This window comes from Mumia zhuanghuii, from assembly GCF_042681565.1.
GTDB lineage: Bacteria > Actinomycetota > Actinomycetes > Propionibacteriales > Nocardioidaceae > Mumia.
In genome coordinates, this window is record NZ_JBHUFT010000008.1 from 385,334 (window position 1) to 403,820 (window position 18,487).

Below are 18,487 nucleotides of genomic sequence, written 5' to 3' on the forward strand. Positions count from 1 at the left end.
CCGCGTCACGCCTTGCGAGAGGTCCGCGACCTGGCCGGCAGGCGCATCGTGAGGAGCTTCGCGCGCGGTGCGATCCGGCCGGCGAGCGCGAAGACTCCCTCCGTACGGGACTGGTCGGGGTCGATCACCGAGAACAGGTTCACCCCGAGATAGAACGTGATCGCGGCGTTGGCGACCTCGCGCGCGGGCAGCAGCCGGCCTAGCGGGGTGCCTCCCGCGACGCGCTCCCAGCTCTCCTCGACGAAGCGCACCCATGGGTCCGCGCGGGCGGTGATCGCCTCCCGCAGCTCGGGTTTGGTGACCGCCGCCGCGACGATCTCGCTGAACTGCGCGAGGTAGCCGCGCTCCAGGTCGGTGAGGTAGATCTGCTTCGCCGCGGCGACGAGGTCCTCGACCGTACGGACGCCCTCGACGGTGCGACGGTGCATCGCCATGCGCGCCTCGGACGACCGGTCGAGCGCGGCGAGGAGCAGCGGGTCGACTCCGCCGAAGTGGTAGAAGACTAGCGCAGAGTTGACCCCCGCCTCCGCCGCGATGACCCGAGCGGACGTGCCGTCGTACCCGCGCTCGCGCAGCACCACGTCGGCGGCGTCGAGCAGTCGCCGTCTGGTGTCCTCGCTGTTCTGACGTGTGGCCGCCATATGATCCCTTCCCTCGCCGACGGCCTTCATCATATGCTTTAATCACTCGATTAAACTTGCTGGACCCACGAGAGGCGACCGCAGATGGAGCCCTATCCCCACGACAGCTCCGCCGACCCGCACGACGACCCGCGACCCCGGTCGAGCCCCGCGCGCCTGCTCCTCGCCGGCATCACGCTGGCACTCTTCGCCGCGATGCTCGTCGCTGAAGCGCTCGGCAGCGCCGGTCTCGAGGAGACCTCGCTGTTCTACGTCGGCATTCCCGCCCTGATCGCGGTGACGGTCGTCCTCACCGCCCGTCCCAAGAACGCCGTCGGCGTCGCTCTCGCGACCACCACCGTCGGACTCGCGCTCGCGGGACCGCTGCTCGACGAGGGCGTCGTCTGCCTGCTCATCGCGGCGCCGCTCTTCTACGGTGTCGCCGCGCTCGTCGGTCTCCTCGCGCAGGCCGCGCGCGGCGGCGGGCACCGCGCGCTCGTCGCGGCGCCCCTGCTGGCGCTGATCGCCCTCGAGGGAGTCGGCGGGGTAAACCTGATTCCACGCCAGGACAACGCGGGCACGACCGTGACCATCGGCGCCGCGCCGGCACGAGTCGAGGCGGCGCTCGCCGCGCCGCCCGAGTTCGGCCCGTACGAGGCACCCTTCCTGCGGGCGCTGCCGTTCCCGAAGCCGGTGCGCGCGACGGGGAGCGGCCTGAGCGTCGGCGACGCGCGGCTCATCGCCTTCACGCCGCGCCGCAGCCTGGGTCTCGGGTCCACGCCCACCCCTCGGTCGATGGAGCTGCGGGTCGTCGAGTCCACGTCCACGGCCGACGCGGGCCGAGTCGTCTTCGACGTGACGGCCGACTCGACCCTCGCCCGCTGGCTGGACCTGCGACGTGCGGTCGTCACCTGGTCGGCGTCCGCGGGTGGGACGGAGATGACGTGGCGCCTGGAGTACGCACGCACGTTCGACCCGTCGTGGTACTTCGGACCGGTCCAGCACCACGCGGTCGCAGACGCGGCGGGCTATCTCGCCGAGACCTTCGCGGACACGGCCGAGGCGGAGTGAGCGGTGAGAGATCCGGCCACCGTACGCGCGCTCGGCCTCACCGTCCCCGTGCTCGCCGTGGTCCTCCTCGCCCTCTGGCGACGACCCGGTGCGCGACGGCTTGCAGCGATCCTCCTCGCGACCGCCTGGGCGGCGGTCGCCCTGCTGCCGGTGAACCTCCTCGCGATCGCCGCCGGCTGGTGGTCGTTCGACGCCGACGGCGCGCTCTGGCAGGGCATCCCCGTCGACCTGTGGCTGGCGTGGGCGCTCCTGTGGGGTGCCGTCCCCGCCCTGGTCGCGCCGGCGCTGCCGCCGCTGCTCGTCGGGGCCGTCCTCGTGTGGGTCGACCTCGCCTTCATGCCGTGGGGCGCACCGGTCGTCAGACTCGGTGACCCGTGGCTGGTCGGCGAGGCGATCGCGGTCCTCGCCGCCCTCGTGCCGGCGTACACGCTGGCGCACTGGACTCTCGCCCAGCGGCACGTGACCCTACGGGCGTGGGCGCAGGCGTGGTGCGCGGGCGCGCTCCTCGTGGGTGTGCCGTTGCTCGTCGTCGGCGTCGAGTCCCGATGGTGGCCGGAGGTGACGGCGGCGGGCGTGCAGGTCGCGGTGGTGGTGAGCGTGCCTGCGGTGGCCGCGATGCGGGAGCTCGCGCGCGTCGGTGGCGGCACCCCGCTGCCGTACGACCCGCCGTCTCGGCTGGTGACCACCGGCCCGTACGCCTACGTCCGCAACCCGATGCAGGCGTCGATGGTGCTCGTGTTCTCGGTGCTCGCCGTGACCTTCGCAGAGCCGCTCCTGCTGCTCGGCGCCGTGGTGACGGTCGTCTACTCGGCGGGGCTGGCCGCCTGGCACGAAGGGAGTCAGATGGAGGAGGCGTTCGGCGAGCGGTGGACGGCCTACGAGGCGCAGGTGCCCGTGTGGGTGCCTCGCTGGCGGCCGCTCGATGGTCCTCCCGCGTCGCTGTTCGTCGCTGCCGACTGCACGATGTGCACCGGACTCGGCCAGTGGCTCCTCGATCGTCGGCCGGTCGCGCTCGACGTGCGTCCCGCCGCTGAGCATCCCGAGGTGCTGCGGCGGATCACGTACGAGGCGGACGGCGTGCGTGACCAGGGTGTGGTGGCGCTTGCCCGGGCGCTGGGGCACCTTCATCTCGGGTGGGCGCTGGCCGGCTGGATGCTCGCGCTGCCGGGGGTCCGGCACTTTGCGCAGCTCGGTGCCGATGCGTTCGGCGCTGGCCCCCGGGTGTCGCGCTGACCGCTGACCGAAAGAAGAGCCGTGCGGCGCGCCGGGGGAAGACACGCCGCACGGCAGCTCGGGGGTTATGTGAGGCCGCGGGGGGAGAGCGCGTTGCGCCAGATCCGGTCGGTGGCGTCGACCAGCTCGTCGATGTCGAGCGCGTCGCCGAGGACGAATGCGTAGTAGGCAAGGTGCGACACCATGCCGTCGAGTGCGCGGGCCGTCGGGTAGGGGTCCAACGACGGATCGGCGATCCCACGCGCTTGCATCGCCTCGATGACCGACGCGGTCTTGCGCGCGAGCGCCTCGCCACGCCGACGACGGATGTCGCGGAACGACGGGTCCACCGCGGCGACCTCCTCGAGGACGAGCATGAGTGCGGCGTTGTGCCGGTAGTTCTCGAAGTAGCGCCGGTGTCCCTCCGCGAGCTCCTCGTACGGGTCGGCAGCGGCCGCGTCGAGTCGGGGCACCACCACGTCGTGCTGCGCTTCGTACAGCACGGCCGACAGGATCTCGGGTTTGCTCGCGAACCATGTGTAGAACGAGCCGGTGGCGCAGCCCGCTTCGCGTGCGATGTCGGCGATGCGCGAGTCGGTGAAGCCGTCCCGTTCGAAGACCGTACGGGCGGCAGCGACCAAGGCGGACCGGGTCCGGGCGCCGCGCGCGGTGGCGGGGACGGTCATCGCGCGCCCGCCGCGACTCCCGTACCGACGAGGGCGTCGCGGTCGAGGGCGCGCTTCAGGATCTTGCCGGACGGGCCCTTGGGGAGGGCGTCGACGACGTGGAAGAGGCGCGGCACCTTGTAGGCGCTCAGGCGCTCCTTGGCCCAGGCGCGCAGGGCGCCGGGCTGGAGCACGGCGCCGTCGCGGAGCACGACCACGGCACCCACCTCCTCGCCGTACCTGGCGTCCGCGACGCCGACCACGGCCGCCTCGACGATGTCCGGGTGTGCGTAGAGGACCTCCTCGACCTCGCTCGGATAGACGTTGTAGCCGCCGCGGATGATGAGGTCCTTGAGCCGGTCGACGATGCGGAGGTCGCCGTCCTCGTCGAGCGTGCCGAGGTCACCCGTCCGCAGCCACCCGTCGCGCAGGACGTCGGCGTTGGCCTCGGGCCGGTTCCAGTAGCCCGTCATCACGATCGGCCCACGGATCCACACCTCGCCGACCTCGCCGGTCGGGACCGGCGAGCCGTCGAGATCACGGATCTCGAGATCGACGCCGTGGATGGCTCTCCCGACCGCGCCGACCTTGGGCTCGGCGCCCAGCGGCGCAGAGGTCGCCCAGCCGCAGGTCTCGGACAGCCCGTAGCCCTCGCGGATGCGCGTGCCGAACTTCTCCTCGAACGCGCCGATGACCTCGACCGGGAGCGACGCGCCGCCGGACGTGGCCAGGCGCAGGCGTGAGAAGTCCTCGGGGGTGGCGTCGCCGGCGGCGTGCAGCACGGCGATCCACATCGTCGGGACGCCGGAGACGATCGTCAGCTCGTCGTCGCGGATCATCTCGACGAGCTTGCGCGGGTCGAACGGGTGCAGGAGCGAGACGACGGTGCCGAAGGAGATCGCGAGGTGCATGACCATGATCTGCCCGAACACGTGGAACAGCGGCAGCGCGGTGCCCGTACGGTCGTCCTCGTCGAATTCCAGGACGTGCTCGGCGGCGTCGACGATGCCGGCGATCGCGGAGATGGGGAGCTGCGCGCCCTTCGGGCGACCCGTGGTGCCGGAGGTGTAGATGATCAGCGCGGTCGCGTCGTCGGGCAGGTCGACCGGCGCCTTGACGCGGTCGGAGACGTCCCACTCGTCGAGCGGGGGGAGGCTCCAGAACGGCAGCCCGTGCGCGGCGGAGGCCTTCTCGGCCGCACCTGCCGTCTCGTGCCAGGCGACCACGAGGCTGACGTCGGCGTCCTCGACGACATACGCGATCTCGGGGGTGGTGGCCATGACGTTCACGGTGATGAGCGTCGCCCCGGCGGCGTGGAGGCCGTAGTAAGCCGCGACGAACTCGGGGATCGACGGCGCGACGAGCAGGACGCGGTCGCCGGGTGCGACTCCCGCTCGCAGCGCCCGGGCGGCCACCGAGGCGGCGGCGTCGCGCAGCGCACCGAAGCCGACCTCGCGCCCCGAGGCGCGGACCGCTACCCGGTCCGGCTCGGAGAAGGCGTGCGCGAAGACGGCATCGGCGACGTTGCTCACGGTGACTCCTGAGGGGGCGGTGTGACCGGCGTCACGGACGCTACCTGAATCGTGATTCAAGTACAAGGTTCGCCAGCACCGCACCGCCTCAGAGCCGGGCGTCGAGGAACCTGACCGTGCGGCGCATCATCTCGTCCCGCTTCTCGCCCCTCACGGTGTGCCCCGCGCCGTCGTACCACCTCACGGAGACGTCGGCTCCCGCGTCGCGCAGCCCCGCCGCCGCACGCTCGGTCCACTCGGGCGGACAGGTCTTGTCGGCGGTGCCGTGGTGGATGAGGACGGGCTCGACGACCCGGTCGAAGAACCGTGACGCCGACAGGTCCTGCCACGCGGGCGACTCCGGATCGGGTGTGCCGTACGACCGCTCGACCGCAGCGAACCGGGAGGCCCGGCCCTTGCCAGGACGCGTGAGGATCTCGACGTTGTCGACTGCGTCCGCACTCATCGGCGACAGCAGCACGGCGGCGTCGACGAGACCGGGGCGCGTAGTCAGGACGTTGTACGCGACACCGCCGCCCATCGAGCGTCCGACGAGCCCGATGCGGTCGGGGTCGACCGCGCGCATCGCCGAGCGGCGCAGGGCGACGATCGCGTTGATGACGTCGATGGTGAAGCCGAGCCTCAGCTCGCCGTCGTTCTCGGGGTCGGCGTCGGAGCGTCCGTGGTTGCGGTAGTCGGTGTAGAGCACCACGTACCCCGCGCGAGCCAGGTAGTCGCGCGTGTCGATCATCGACCCGCCCGGACGGTACGACTTCGGGGACTTGTAGCCGCGTGCGATCACGACGGCCGGCGACCTGTCCGCACCGTGTGGCACGTGCAGGACTCCGGACACCCGCAGGTCCTCAGAGCGGTAGCTGACCTGGTACGACGTGTAGGCGTCGTTGGTCTCGAGCACCCGCTCGCGTCGCAGGTCGCTGCCGTTGTCGGGGGTCCGCATCAGCGTCGGGAGGGTCCGCTCGTGTCGTACGGGCGGCAGCGGTGGGAGGGACACGTGGTCGCCCGGATTCTCGACCGAGGAGACTTCGGCGCCGGTGGCGGAGAGGGCGGTCTGAGGGGCGAGGCCGCAGCCGGAGAGCAGCGTCGCGAGGGCGACGACGGCGGGCAGGATCGTACGGAGCACCGGACCATGATGGCGGGTCCTTCCGGGAGCCTGTCAGGTAGTGCCAAGGTTCGGTGAAGTGGTCCGGCGACGTTCGCCCTGGGGACTGTCGGCGGCGTGCGTTGGAATCGAGGGGCAGCCCCCCACACCGTCGAGGAGCACCATGACGTCACGCCCCACTCGAGCCGGGCACTTCCGTATCGGGATCGACACGGGAGGCACGTTCACCGACGTCGTCGCGTTCGACGAGGCGACCGGCGAGATGCTGACGACCAAGACGCCGTCGACGCCGTCGGACCCCGCCGAGGGCTTCCTCGCGGGCATCGACAAGGTCCTCGCGCTGGCCGGGTTCCCGCCGGGCAGCGGTGAGGCGATCTCGGCGGTCTCGCACGGCACGACGATCGCCACCAACCAGCTCCTCGAGGGCAAGGTCGACCGTCTCGGGTTCATCACGAACGCCGGGTACGAGGCGGTGCTGGAGATCGCCCGCCAGTCCGTGCCCGACGGCTACGGCAACTCGTACTTCTGGGTGAAGCCCGACCGCATCGTGCCCCGCGACCTCGTCAAGGGCGTCGAGGGCCGGATGACGTGGGCGGGTGAGGAGATCCGTCCGTTCGACGCCGAGGGCGCGCGCGAGGTCGCCCGCTGGTTCCGCGAGCAGGGCATCGACACGCTCGGGGTGTGCCTGCTGCACAGCTACGCCAACTCCGCCCACGAGGAGGAGATGCGCGCGATCCTCGCCGAGGAGCACCCGGACGCCGTCGTGTCGATCTCGTCGGAGGTGCTGCGCGAGTACCGCGAGTACGAGCGCTCGATGACCACGCTCGTCGACGCGGCGGTGAAGCCGAAGGTGTCGGCGTACGTGCGCCGCATCGCCGACCGGCTGGCGGCGTTCACGGGGTCTCGACCCTTCGACAGGCTCAGGACGGCGCAGGGCTCGACCGGCAAAGGGACGGGCGTGCCGTTCTACGTGATGAAGTCCAACGGCGGTGTGCTGTCGGCCGCCGAGGTGGTGCACCAACCGATCACGACCGTGCTGTCCGGTCCGGCCGCCGGCGCCCTGGGTGCCGCGCTGGTCGCCTCGGTCGCCGGGTTCGACCGCGTCCTCACGTGCGACGGCGGCGGCACCTCGACGGACGTGTCGGTGGTCGTCGACGGCGAGCCGACGCTGACGACCGAGGGGAGTGTCGGCGTCTACCCGAGCAAGATCCCGATGATCGACGTCGTCACCGTCGGCGCGGGCGGCGGCTCGATCGCCTGGCTGTCGCCGGAGGGCACGCTCAAGGTCGGCCCGCAGTCGGCCGGCGCCGACCCGGGTCCGCTCTGCTACGCCAAGGGCGGCACCGAGGTGACGATCACCGACGCCCATGTCGTGCTCGGTCGCATCCCTCCGCACCTGCTCGGCGGTGAGATCCCGCTCGACGTCGATGCCTCCCGCAAGGGCCTCGAGGAGCTGGCCGGCAAGCTCGGGCTGAGCGTGGAGGAGGCCGCGGACGGCGTCCTCGAGATCTCTGCGTGGAACCAGGCCAACGCCCTGCGCCAGATCACCGTCAAGCGCGGGCTCGATGTCCGTGACTTCACGCTGACCACGTTCGGCGGTTCCGGCTCGCTGCTGCTGTGCCGGCTGATGGACGTGCTGTCGATCCCCACGGTCCTCGTCCCGCCGAACCCCGGCAACGTCTCCGCGTTCGGGCTGCTGACCGTCGACGTCAAGAACGACTACGTCCAGACCGCGGTGCGGCTCGCCTCCGAGCTCGACGCGGCCGAGGCCGAGGGCCTGTACGACCGCCTCGCCTCGCAGGCCGCGTCCGCGCTGGACGCCGAAGGCTTCGGACCCGACGAGCAGCGTTTCGTCCGTACGGCCGACCTGCGCTACTTCGGCCAGGCGTTCGAGGTCCGGGTCCCGGTGCCGGACGGCCGGCTCGACGACGCGGTGCTCGCCGGTGTCGCGGACACGTTCCACGCCGAGCACCGTGCGCTCTACGGCTACGACTTCGCCGGCGACGACAGTCAGCAGGTCGAGTGGGTCAACCTGCGTGTCTCGGGGATCGGGCCGATCCAGCGCCCGAAGATCCGTGCGCGGGCCGTCGAGGCGAGCGCGGCCGCGCCGCAGCCCCGTACGACCCGGCCCGTGTGCTTCTCGCCGCGTGAGGGCTACGTCGACACCGGCGTGTTCGACCGGTCGGCCCTGCTCCCGGGCCAGCAGGTCCACGGCCCGGCGATCGTCGAGGAGTTCGGCTCGACCATCCCGATCCACCCCGGTTTCGTCGCCCGCATCGACCCGTACGACAACGTCATCATCACCCGCGAGGGACAGACCTCGGAGAAGGGGAGCCAGAAGTGAGCGAGTCCCGCAAGGCGCCGACCCAGTTCCCGTTCGGCACGCTCACGGAGGACGCCGGCGCGAGTGCCGACCCTGTCGTCGTCGAGATCGTGCAGGGCAGCCTGGCGTCGATCGAGCACGAGGTCGAGACCGCGATCGCGCGGACGTCGCGCTCGCCGATGATCCGCGACGCGCACGACTTCCGCGCGGGCATCCACGACCGCTTGCTGCGCAAGCTCACCGGCCGCTCGTACTCGGCGCTCGTCCACCCCGTCGCGCGCGACTTCCCGCTCGAGGAGATGAAGCCCGGCGACGTCTTCTTCCACAACGACGTCTACAAGTCCGAGGGTGGTATCGGCCACCTCCCGGACCTGTGCGTCACCGTGCCCGTGTTCGCGACCGTCGACGGCACCGAGCGCGTGGTCGCGTTCATCCAGGCGTTCGGCCACCACGACGACATCGGCGGTGCCGTGCCGGGCTCGATGCCGAGCCACGCGACCAGCGTGTACGAAGAGGGGCTGGCCGTCCCGCCGATCAAGCTGTGGGACCAGGGCGTCCCGAACCGTGCGGCGCTGACGATCATGACCCGCAACTCGCGCATGCCCGAGTCGCTGGCCGCCGACCTCGACGCCGAGTGCTCCGCGTGCCTGATGGGTGCGCGCCGTCTCGCGGAGCTCTTCGACCGGTACGGGGTGGAGGTCGTCGAGGCGTCCTTCGACGCGATCATCGACCGCACCACGCAGACGTACAAGCGCGAGATCCTCTCCAAGATCCCGATCGGCACCTGGGTATGGGAGGACTACGCCGAGCACGATGGGGTCGACGAGCCGCAGCTGCACACGCAGCGCATCACGCTGACCCGCACCGGCCCGGAGGACCCGGACGGCGAGCGGGTGATCCTCGACTTCGCCGGGACGTCCCCGCAGGCGAAGGGGCCGATCAACCACTGCGGCGACTACTCCGACGGCGTGTTCCTCAAGAAGTGGCTCGCGCCGATCCTGCGCAACCTCGCCGACACCCCGGAGCGGATGGCCGAGCTCGACGTCAACGAGGGCGTGGTGCCCCTGATCGAGATGCGCTTCCCGCCGAAGGGCACGCTGCTCACGCCGGAGTTCCCGGCGCCGACCAACGCCCGTACGTTCGTGATCTTGCGGCTCCTGGGGGTGCTCGCCGGGGTCCTCGCGAAGGCGGTCGACGGCCAGATGCCGGCCGACCAGGAGACGATCCGCTACACCGGCGTGTACGGCACGGACCTCGCCGGCCGTCCTTACCTCATGCGCGAGGTGCTCGGCGGCGGGTCTGGCGGCCGCTACTACGCCGACGGCGAGGACACGATCCACGTCGTGCCCGACTCGCGCAACCTGCCGACCGAGTTCACCGAGTCGCGCTTCCCGTTCGTCGTCGAGTCGCTGTCGGTGGCGAAGGACTCCGGCGGCCCGGGCAAGTTCCGCGGCGGCCTCGGGTACGAGAAGCACCTGCGGATGCTCGCCGACGCCCATTTCATGTCGATCGCGGATCGCTCGATCCTCGCGTGCTGGGGTGTCAAGGGTGGTCTCGCCGGGCGGCCGTTCGAAGTCGTCATCGATGCCGGAGGCCCGAACGAGCGCGTGGTCGACGCGCTCGCGGACGCCGAGCCGGTGCGCGCGGGTGAGTCCATCCGCATCCGCACCACCGGTGGTGGCGGTTGGGGCGACCCGCTCGACCGTGACCCGGAGAGCGTCGTGCGCGACGTCCGCTGGGAGAAGGTCTCGGCCGAGGGGGCGCATGACGACTACGCGGTCGTGCTGACCGGCAGCGGCGACGACCTCGGGTACGACGCGGCGGCGACCGCGGCGCTGCGGGCCGAGCGCGCCGCGGCGCGCGGCGAGGGCGAGGTGTTCTTCGACCGCGGGCCCGGCTACGCCCAGCTCGCCGGCGGAGCGACCCACGCCGCTGTCGACGTCAGGTGACGGGAGGCCGGTCGAGCGTGCCGAAACCCGCCGCCGTCGTCGGTGCCTCGGGCAAGACCGGCACGCACGTCGCGCAGGCGCTCGCGTCCTGCGGCGTACCGGTCCGCCCCCTGGGGCGCCGTGCCCTCGCCGACCCGGTCGCCGCGTTCGACGGCTGCGCGTCGGCTTACCTGATCGCCCCCAACCTCCATCCCGACGAGCCCGCGCTCGTCGGGGGCTGGCTGGAGGCGCTGCGCGCCGCCGGCGTGCCGCGCGTCGCATACCACTCCGTCGCCTGGCCCTACGCGCCTGAGATGCCGCACCACCTCGCCAAGGCAGCGACGGAGGACCTCGTACGCCGCAGCGGGCTCGCGTGGACGGTCCTGCAGCCATGCGCGTATGTCCAGAACCTCTTGCCCGGGTTGGGAGGGGAGGAGCCGGCGGTCCGCGTGCCGTACGCGGTCGACACCCCCTTCGGGCTCGTGGACCTCGCCGACGCGGGCGAGGCCGCTGCCGTGGTCCTGACCGAGGACGGCCACGTCGGTGCGACGTACGAGCTCGGGGGACCGGCGCTCGTGACGCTGGCCGACGTCGCCGTCGTCGCGTCGGAGGTGCTGGGCGTGCCGGTGCCGGCGGAGCGGCTCGATCCTGAGAGGTGGGCGACCGGACCGGGCGCGGGGATGGATCCGCGAGAGCGGGATTGGCTGCTGGCGATGTTCGCGTTCTACGACGCGTACGGGCTCCCGACCGGCGGGGTGCCCCTCCGGGCGCTGCTGGGCCGCGCCCCGTACGACGTGCGCGCGACCCTGACCCGCGAGCTGACGCCCGCCCCTTCCTGACCCCCGGGTCGGTTTCTCCCGCCCCCGGGTCGGCTTCTCCCGTCCGCGGGTCGACCAGATGCGCGCCTGGCGGCGTACGATCCCGAAATGATCCACGCGCACGACGTCGTCGCCTTCGCGGTCGCCTCGACTCTGCTCATCATGATCCCGGGCCCGAGCGTGCTCTTCACGATCAGCCGGGCGATGGTGCTCGGCCGACGTGCCGCGCTCGTCAACGTGGTGGGCAACGCGGTCGGCGCCACCGTCCAGATCGTCGCGGTCGCGGCCGGGCTCGGTGCGCTGGTCGCGCAGTCGGTCGCGGCCTTCACCGTCGTGAAGTGGGTCGGCGCCGCGTACATCGTCTATCTCGGCATCCAGGCGATCCGCGACCGCCGCGCCGGTGAGGACGCCGTCGAGGCCGAGCCGACGGTGACGCGGACGTCGCGAGTCTTGCGCGAAGGGTTCGTCGTGGGTGTCACCAACCCCAAGACGATCGTCTTCCTCGTCGCCGTCCTCCCGCAGTTCGTCGCCCGCGAGCTCGGGGCGGTGCCGCTCCAGATGCTGATCCTCGGCGCAGTGTTCGTCGCGATCGCGCTGTGCCTCGACAGCCTCTGGGCGCTCGGCGCCGGAGCAGCACGCGACTGGTTCGCCCATTCACCGCACCGAATGCGACGCCTTCGCGGTGCGGGCGGCTCGATCATGGTCGGCCTGGGCGTCGGCCTCGCCGCGGGCGGCCGACCCGACTGAGCCGGGGAGTGGAGGCCGCCGAAGGCCTGTCAGCCCTCGTCGAGAGCGAAGTCGAGCTTCGCGACGCCGTTCTTCAGGCTCAGCACACGTACGGTCATGGTGAACTTCTTGTCGCTGCCGTTGGGGTCGGAGAGCTCGCACTCCATCGTGGCCCCCTCGCGGGACTCGAGATCGCCCGGGCAGTCCACGATCGGCGCGAGACCGATCTGCTTGCCCATTGCTTCCGATGCCTTCTCCTCGACCGACTTCTGGGGCATCGGTGCGTGACCGCACGCGGTGAGCAGCACCAGCGCGGCGGACACCAGCGCGACGGCGGGACGGAGACGCATGCGCACAGGGTAGAGGGCGGGCCTGACCGGTGGTGAGCACGGTCCCGCTCTCGTCGTCACGGTGGGACCTCCTTCACCGCGCTGTGCGCCGCACGGGCACGCGCGGCACCGCCCGCCGCCGATAGGCAACACCTCACTAGCCAACGGCACTTCCTTGGCGAAGTTCGCCAATGCCCACCGTGCGCGGAGGCACCTAGATTCGTCGCATGCGCCTCGTCATCGCCCTCGGCGGCAACGCCATGACCTCAGCGGACGGCTCTGCGCGCCCTGAGGATCAGCGGGCGGCGATCCAGTCCGCGATGCGCAGCGTCGCCGACCTCGTCGAGGCCGGACACCAGATCGTTCTCACCCACGGCAACGGCCCGCAGGTCGGCAACCTGCTGCTCAAGAACGAGATCGCCGCCGACGTCGTTCCGCCGGTCCCGCTCGACTGGTGCGTCGCGCAGACGCAGGCCACGATCGGCCGCCTGATCCTCGACGCGCTCGACGACGAGCTCGCACGGCGCGGACACCCGTCCCGTACGGCGGCGCTCGTGACTCGGACGATCGTCGACCGCGACGACCCGGGGTTCCTCGTCCCCACCAAGCCGATCGGCCGGTACGCCACCGCCGAGGAGGCAGCGGCGATGCGCGGCCACGGACAGCACTGGGTCGAGGTCCCGCAGCGGGGCTGGCGCCGTGTCGTCGCATCGCCGGAGCCGCGCGAGATCCCCGAGGTCGAGACCGTCCAGACGCTCCTCGACAACGGCTCCGTCGTCGTGTGCGCAGGCGGTGGCGGCATCCCGACGGTGCGCGAAGGCACGTCGTACGTCGGGGTGGAGGCCGTGATCGACAAGGACCTCACCGCCGCCCTGCTGGCTGATCAGGTCGGCGCCGACCTGCTCGTGATCGCGACCGACGTCGATGCCGCGGTCGTCGGCTTCGGGACACCGCAGGCCGAGCCGCTGGGCGCTGTCGGGGTCTCCGAGATCCGCCGGCTCGCGCAGGCCGGCGCCTTCGGAGCGGGGTCGATGGGCCCGAAGGTCGAGGCGGCCACCCGGTTCGCCGCCCACACCGGCCGTACGGGCGTGATCACGTCGCTCCCGCACATCGACGACGCGGTCGCAGGTCGTACGGGCACGCGTGTCAGCCCCGACTCCGTCCCGACCGACCGCCTCCCCGCCTGACCTACGTCCACGCCCACCGTTCACCCCCACCCGAGAGGATGCTCATGCCAGCAGCGATCGAAGTACGCAAGGTCCCGATCCACTCCGTCGCCGACGCCAGCGAGCTCGAGAAGCTCATCGCCGACGGCGTGCTGGAGGCAGACCGCGTCATCGCGATCATCGGCAAGACCGAGGGCAACGGCGGCGTCAACGACTACACGCGCATCATCGCCGACCGCGCGTTCCGCGAGGTGCTCGTCGCCCAGGGGACGCGCTCGCCGGAGGATGTCAAGCAGGTCCCGATCGTCTGGTCGGGCGGCACCGACGGGGTCATCAGCCCTCACGCGACGATCTTCGCGACGCTGCCCGACGACGCCGTCGAGCCCACCGACGAGCCGCGCCTGAGCGTCGGCTTCGCGATGAGCGACGTGCTGCTGCCCGAGGACATCGGGCATACGCCGATGATCGAGAAGGTCGCGGAGGCCGTCAAGGTCGCGATGGAGCGCGCGGGCATCACCGATCCTGCGGACGTCCACTACGTCCAGACCAAGACACCGCTGCTCACGATCGACACGATCCGCGATGCCAAGTCGCGCGGCAAGTCTGTGTGGACCGAGGACACCCTCGCGTCGATGGACCTGTCCAACGGCACCACCGCGCTCGGCATCGCCGTCGCGCTCGGCGAGATCGAGATGCCGACCGACGCCGACGTGATGCACGACCGCTCGCTGTACTCGTCGGTCGCGTCCTGCTCCTCGGGCGTCGAGCTGGACCGTGCGCAGGTCGTCGTGGTCGGCAACGTCCGCGGCATCGGCGGCCGCTACCGCATCGGTCACGGTGTCATGGACGACGCGCTCGACGCCGACGGCATCTGGGACGCGATCCGCTCCGCCGGCCTCGACCTGCCCGAGCGTCCGCGTACCAGCGACCTGGACGGCAAGCTGGTCAACGTGTTCCTCAAGTGCGAGGCCAGCCAGGACGGCATGGTCCGCGGGCGCCGCAACGCGATGCTCGACGACTCCGACGTGCACTGGCACCGCCAGATCAAGGCGGCCGTGGGCGGCGTGACCGCTGCGGTCACTGGTGACCCGGCGGTGTTCGTGTCGGTGTCGGCGGCTCACCAGGGGCCGGACGGTGGCGGCCCCGTCGCCGCCATCGTCGAGGCCTCCTGACCGCCTCTCAAGCCCCGGTGGCGTGGCCGATGGGGGTGGGCCACGCCATCGGCTCGGCGTACCGGTGCCACGGGTGACTAGGACGCCGGCTGCTCGTCGACCTTGAAGCCCATGCCGACCGTCGAACCCTCGACGGACTCGGCGGTGACGGTGACCCCGTAGACGGTGTTGTCACCTGACACCCGCAGCTCGCACCGCAGCGTCGCGCCCTTCGTTGCCTCGAGGTCGTCGGGGCAGGTGATCTCGGGAGTCACACCCACCTGCGCGCCGAGCGCCTTCTCGGCCTCCTTCTCCACGTCCGACGCCTTCACGGCGCCACCTCCGCACGCCGAGAGCGTCAGCCCGAGGGCGACGGCGAGTGCGGACAGGGCGAGACGCGAGTGGTGTCGTACGGCGGGGGTCGACATGGCCGTCACGCTAGTCGGCCGTGCGGCGTCCTCAGCGTTCGGCCCGCTCCCACGCGCGCAGCAGGAAGTCGACCGTCGCCGCCGGCTGATCGACGGCGGGGGAGTGGCCCGCGCCCTCGATGACCACGACCTCCGTGCCGAGCCGCTCGGCCATCTCGTCCTGTACCGCGTACGGCCACGCGTCATCGGCGCTGCCGCGTGCGAGCGCGACCGGCACGCCGCTCGCCGCGAGCGCCCCGACCTGGTCCGGGGTGTCGAGCAGGTGCGTGGCGATCGCCGTGAGCGACTCGGAGGCGCTGGCGAGGAACCGTCGCTTCACGAAGGTCTTGAGCTGCGGCGGTGCGTCGATGGCGGCGTTCTGCTGCGCGAAGACGACCTCGAGGCCCACGACCGGCACGGCTGCCACGAAGGCGCGCAGCATCCGCACCGCCGCGTCCGGGTCGTCCGCGCGCGCCCGCACCCCGGCGTCGCCGAAGCCCGCGGGCCCTGAGCACAGCAGCGCGAGGCTCCGCCAGGCCGAGGTGTCGTCAAGCACCGCGTGCTGCGCGACCAGCCCGCCGAAGGAGTGACCGACGAGGTGCGAGGCGCCGTACGGGGCGAGCGCCTCCTGGATCGCGAGCGCGTCCGCGGCGAAGCCTCGTACGGAGTAGTCGTCGTCGGGTTTGCCGGGTGTCTCGTACTGGCCCCGCTGGTCGTACGAGGTCGCGTGCCAGCCGGCCTGCGCGAGCAGCGGCAGGACGAACGCGAAGTCTTCCTTGCTGCCGGTGAACCCGGGCACGAGCAGCACGTGGCCCCGCCGCGAGGTCCCGGCAGGGACGGGGGCGTCGAGCGCCGCGAACGTCCCTCGCGCGGTCGTGACCGCCCTCGGCGTCAGGGCTCCGAACGCCTCGGGGTCGGGTGAGGAGGTCATTCGGCCACCTTCCGGCCTCGCTTGGCGACCGTGGCGACCAGCCCCGCCGGGGCGTAGCGGGCGATCGTCGCCAGGACCTTGTAGCGCGCCGTGGGCACCGAGATCGGCTTGCCGTTGTCGAGGTCGCGCAGCGCGCCGCGGACCTGCTGGTCGGTGCTCGTCCACATCCACCGCGGCACGTCGCTCGGGTCGACGCCCATCCGCTGGTGGAACTCCGTACGGACGAAGCCCGGGCACAGCGCGGTCGTGACGACGCCCTCTGCGGCGAACTGGATGTTCATCCACTGGCTCAGGTTGACGATCCAGGCCTTGTGGGCCGAGTAGGTGCCGCGCGGGGTGAACGCGGCGACGCTCGCGACGTTGAGGATCTGGCCCGACCGGCGCGGGCGCATGACGTCGAGCGCCGCGGCCATGAGGTCCATCGGAGCCTTGACCATCAGGTCGAGCTGCGCGTCCTCGGCGGCGACGTCGGTGTCGCCGAAGAACTTGCCGATCGACGATCCCGCGTTGTTGACGAGCAGGTCGATCCGGTGCTCGCGGACGGCATCGGCGACGCGTGCGACGCCGTCGCGTGTCGAGAGGTCGGCAGGCACGACGTGGACCGTACGGCCGGTTGCGCGCAGCTCGGTCGCGAGGGCGTCGAGACGGCTTTCGTCGCGGGCCACGAGCACGACGTCGTCGCCGCGCGCGGCGAGCGTGCGGGCGAAAGCCAGGCCGATGCCGGATGTGGCGCCGGTCACCAAGGCGAGAGACATGGGCAGATCCTTGCAGATCATGAAGAATGGCCGACGTGACACCTCACACCGCGGACACACCGAGCGGCGCGCGGGTCCTGGCGGTGGCTAACCAGAAGGGCGGCGTCGCCAAGACCACGACGGTCGCGTCCCTGGGTGCAGCCCTCGCCCAGCGGGGCAAGCACGTGCTGCTGGTCGACCTCGACCCGCAGGCGAGCCTCACGTTCTCCCTCGGTGTCGATCCCGAGGAGCTCGACCTGTCCGTACGCGAGGTGCTGCTCGGCGAGAAGGAGCCGAGCGACGTCATCGTCGTGACGGACGAGGCCGTGCACCTCCTCCCGTCGACGATCGAGCTCGCCCAGGCAGAGGAGACGCTCGCGACCCGCACGGGACGGGAGCAACGGCTGCGTGTCGCGCTGGAGAGCGTGGCCGGCGACTACGACTGGATCATCCTCGACTGCCCGCCCTCGCTCGGCGTGCTGACCGCGGCGGCGCTCACGGCGGCGACGGACCTGCTGATCCCGCTGCAGTGCGAGACGCTTGCGCACCGCGGTGTGGGCCAGCTCCTCGACACGGTGCACGACGTACGGACCTACACGAACCCGGGCCTGCGCATCCTCGGTGTGCTTCCAACGGCCTACGACGGGCGTACGAAGCACGCGCGTGCCGTGCTCGAGGCGATCACGTCGTCGTACGGGCTGGACGTCGTCGAACCCGCGATCCCGAGGACGGTGCGCTTCGCCGAGGCACCCGCGTACGGGCAGTCGATCCTGCGGACGGCGGCCAGCCATCGAGGGGCGCAGGCCTACCGCGACGTGGCCGACGCCCTCCTCGCATCCTGACCCTACGAGCGCACCCGCGAGTCGTCTGTTGGGCCTCCGAGACCCGCCCTTCTTCACGACCTCCAAACCCCGTACGCTGACCGCGTGACCACGCGCGGTGACCGTCCTGGGAATTCGGGGGGACGACACAGTGCGCAGCGTGCCCGCCGCCGGACCTGGCGGCTGTGGAGCGCCGCGTTCGTGGTCGCAGGCCTCGGTGCGAGCGCGGTCGCGTTCTACGACGACGCGCTGCCCCTGCTCCCGGTCGGCGCGACCGGCGGGACTGCGGCGGCGCCGCTCGCGGGCGAGATCCCGTTCGCCGCAGGCGTCTCCGCCTACACGCCCGAGGTGCCGCCGGCTGTCGAGACGCCGGTCGATCCGCCTGCGTCGCGCAGCGCCGACCGTCCCGCGGTCCCGACGCCTGCACCCAGCCCCGAGCCCGTGGCGACCGCGGCCGCGGCGCCGCCGGCAGTGCCTGCGGTGCCGGCGAAGTCCGGTGAGGGTCGACGCATCGTGTTCTCGATGAGCGAGCAGAGGGTGTGGCTGGTCAAGGCCAGCGAGCGCGTCGCCCGGACGTACGCCGTCTCCGGGAGCAAGCACGACAACCTCGACCCCGGCTCGTACGAGGTCTACTCGCGCTCACGCCACGCGACGTCGTACGACTTCGGCAGCACCATGGACTACTTCGTCCGGTTCACGCGCGGCGACAACGCGCCCATCGGCTTCCACACGATCCCGGTCGACGAGGACGGGAAGGCGCTCCAGACGCGCTCCCAGCTCGGCAAGCCGCTCTCGTCCGGATGCGTGCGCCAGTGGCGCAAGGACGCGATCGCGCTGTGGGAGTTCGCGCCGGTCGGCACGACGGTGGTCGTCGTCGCCTGACGTGCGTCGGGCCTCAGAAACGGCGGTGCCTCAGCGTCCACAGGTGATCGACCTGTGGACGCTGAGGCACCG

Annotated in this window: 18 protein-coding genes; 10 read left to right on the forward strand and 8 right to left on the reverse strand. The window is 71.7% G+C overall.

What is annotated here, in order from left to right:
* Positions 1-5: 5 nt before the first annotated feature.
* Positions 6-641: a TetR/AcrR family transcriptional regulator gene (locus ACFSDF_RS10190; RefSeq protein ID WP_167248796.1), complete on the reverse strand. Its 636-nt coding sequence runs from the start codon at positions 639-641 to the stop codon at positions 6-8.
* Positions 642-725: 84 nt separating this feature from the next.
* Between ACFSDF_RS10190 and ACFSDF_RS10195 the strand changes: the two genes are divergently transcribed.
* Together ACFSDF_RS10195 and ACFSDF_RS10200 are read left to right on the forward strand one after the other, a co-directional pair.
* Positions 726-1,691 carry a hypothetical protein gene (locus ACFSDF_RS10195; RefSeq protein ID WP_377157382.1) on the forward strand — a complete coding sequence of 322 codons (966 nt, stop codon included), beginning with the start codon at positions 726-728 and terminating at the stop codon, positions 1,689-1,691.
* Between the two features lie 3 nt (positions 1,692-1,694).
* Positions 1,695-2,924 carry a methyltransferase family protein gene (locus tag ACFSDF_RS10200; RefSeq protein WP_377157384.1) on the forward strand — a complete coding sequence of 410 codons (1,230 nt, stop codon included), beginning with the start codon at positions 1,695-1,697 and terminating at the stop codon, positions 2,922-2,924.
* A gap of 65 nt (positions 2,925-2,989) precedes the next feature.
* Here ACFSDF_RS10200 and ACFSDF_RS10205 read toward each other — a convergent pair whose 3' ends face one another.
* The 3 genes from ACFSDF_RS10205 to ACFSDF_RS10215 all read right to left on the reverse strand — a co-directional run bounded on the left by ACFSDF_RS10205 (position 2,990) and on the right by ACFSDF_RS10215 (position 6,220).
* Positions 2,990-3,589 (reverse strand): TetR/AcrR family transcriptional regulator, encoded by a 600-nt coding sequence (locus ACFSDF_RS10205; protein WP_167002029.1) that lies wholly within the window; start codon positions 3,587-3,589, stop codon positions 2,990-2,992.
* Positions 3,586-5,100 carry an AMP-binding protein gene (locus ACFSDF_RS10210; protein WP_377157386.1) on the reverse strand — a complete coding sequence of 505 codons (1,515 nt, stop codon included), beginning with the start codon at positions 5,098-5,100 and terminating at the stop codon, positions 3,586-3,588. The genes ACFSDF_RS10205 and ACFSDF_RS10210 overlap by 4 nt, the downstream gene beginning before the upstream one ends.
* A gap of 88 nt (positions 5,101-5,188) precedes the next feature.
* The gene (locus ACFSDF_RS10215; protein WP_167002036.1) at positions 5,189-6,220 is read right to left on the reverse strand and encodes an alpha/beta hydrolase family protein; all 1,032 of its coding nucleotides are present in this window, start codon (positions 6,218-6,220) and stop codon (positions 5,189-5,191) included.
* Between the two features lie 142 nt (positions 6,221-6,362).
* Here ACFSDF_RS10215 and ACFSDF_RS10220 point away from each other — a divergent pair, with 142 nt between their 5' ends.
* The 4 genes from ACFSDF_RS10220 (at position 6,363) to ACFSDF_RS10235 (ending at position 12,015) form a co-directional block, all read left to right on the forward strand.
* A complete protein-coding gene (locus tag ACFSDF_RS10220) occupies positions 6,363-8,543 on the forward strand; it encodes a hydantoinase/oxoprolinase family protein (RefSeq protein ID WP_377157389.1) in 2,181 nt (726 codons plus the stop codon).
* Positions 8,540-10,471 (forward strand): hydantoinase B/oxoprolinase family protein, encoded by a 1,932-nt coding sequence (locus ACFSDF_RS10225; RefSeq protein WP_167002040.1) that lies wholly within the window; start codon positions 8,540-8,542, stop codon positions 10,469-10,471. The genes ACFSDF_RS10220 and ACFSDF_RS10225 overlap by 4 nt, the downstream gene beginning before the upstream one ends.
* Positions 10,472-10,488: 17 nt before the next feature.
* Complete coding sequence (locus ACFSDF_RS10230) at positions 10,489-11,289, forward strand: SDR family oxidoreductase (protein WP_208322280.1); 801 nt, start codon at positions 10,489-10,491, stop codon at positions 11,287-11,289.
* 87 nt (positions 11,290-11,376) lie between these two features.
* A complete protein-coding gene (locus tag ACFSDF_RS10235; RefSeq protein ID WP_167002044.1) occupies positions 11,377-12,015 on the forward strand; it encodes a LysE family translocator in 639 nt (212 codons plus the stop codon).
* Positions 12,016-12,044: 29 nt separating this feature from the next.
* On the opposite strand, the gene ACFSDF_RS10240 is transcribed toward ACFSDF_RS10235, so the two are convergent.
* Positions 12,045-12,344: a DUF4333 domain-containing protein gene (locus ACFSDF_RS10240; protein WP_167002046.1), complete on the reverse strand. Its 300-nt coding sequence runs from the start codon at positions 12,342-12,344 to the stop codon at positions 12,045-12,047.
* 206 nt (positions 12,345-12,550) lie between these two features.
* Here ACFSDF_RS10240 and ACFSDF_RS10245 point away from each other — a divergent pair, with 206 nt between their 5' ends.
* Together ACFSDF_RS10245 and bar are read left to right on the forward strand one after the other, a co-directional pair.
* A complete protein-coding gene (locus ACFSDF_RS10245; protein ID WP_377157392.1) occupies positions 12,551-13,510 on the forward strand; it encodes a carbamate kinase in 960 nt (319 codons plus the stop codon).
* Between the two features lie 44 nt (positions 13,511-13,554).
* The gene (gene bar / locus ACFSDF_RS10250) at positions 13,555-14,661 is read left to right on the forward strand and encodes a barbiturase (RefSeq protein ID WP_167248790.1); all 1,107 of its coding nucleotides are present in this window, start codon (positions 13,555-13,557) and stop codon (positions 14,659-14,661) included.
* 77 nt (positions 14,662-14,738) lie between these two features.
* Here the strand turns inward: bar and ACFSDF_RS10255 are convergent, their stop codons facing one another.
* Genes ACFSDF_RS10255 through ACFSDF_RS10265 form a run of 3 tightly spaced genes read right to left on the reverse strand, consistent with a single transcriptional unit; the run spans position 14,739 to position 16,733 of the window.
* Complete coding sequence (locus ACFSDF_RS10255) at positions 14,739-15,068, reverse strand: DUF4333 domain-containing protein (protein WP_377157395.1); 330 nt, start codon at positions 15,066-15,068, stop codon at positions 14,739-14,741.
* A 31-nt stretch (positions 15,069-15,099) separates the two neighbouring features.
* Positions 15,100-15,978, reverse strand: coding sequence for an alpha/beta fold hydrolase (locus tag ACFSDF_RS10260; protein WP_377157397.1), 879 nt, complete (start codon positions 15,976-15,978; stop codon positions 15,100-15,102).
* Entirely contained in the window at positions 15,975-16,733 is a 759-nt protein-coding gene (locus ACFSDF_RS10265) for an SDR family NAD(P)-dependent oxidoreductase (RefSeq protein ID WP_377157400.1), read from the reverse strand. Before ACFSDF_RS10265 ends, ACFSDF_RS10260 begins: the two co-directional genes overlap by 4 nt.
* 35 nt (positions 16,734-16,768) lie before the next feature.
* Between ACFSDF_RS10265 and ACFSDF_RS10270 the strand changes: the two genes are divergently transcribed.
* Entirely contained in the window at positions 16,769-17,554 is a 786-nt protein-coding gene (locus ACFSDF_RS10270; RefSeq protein ID WP_243842903.1) for a ParA family protein, read from the forward strand.
* Positions 17,555-17,638: 84 nt separating this feature from the next.
* Positions 17,639-18,415, forward strand: a complete 777-nt coding sequence (locus tag ACFSDF_RS10275; RefSeq protein WP_167002059.1) for a L,D-transpeptidase — start codon at positions 17,639-17,641, stop codon at positions 18,413-18,415.
* The last annotated feature ends 72 nt before the right edge of the window (positions 18,416-18,487 follow it).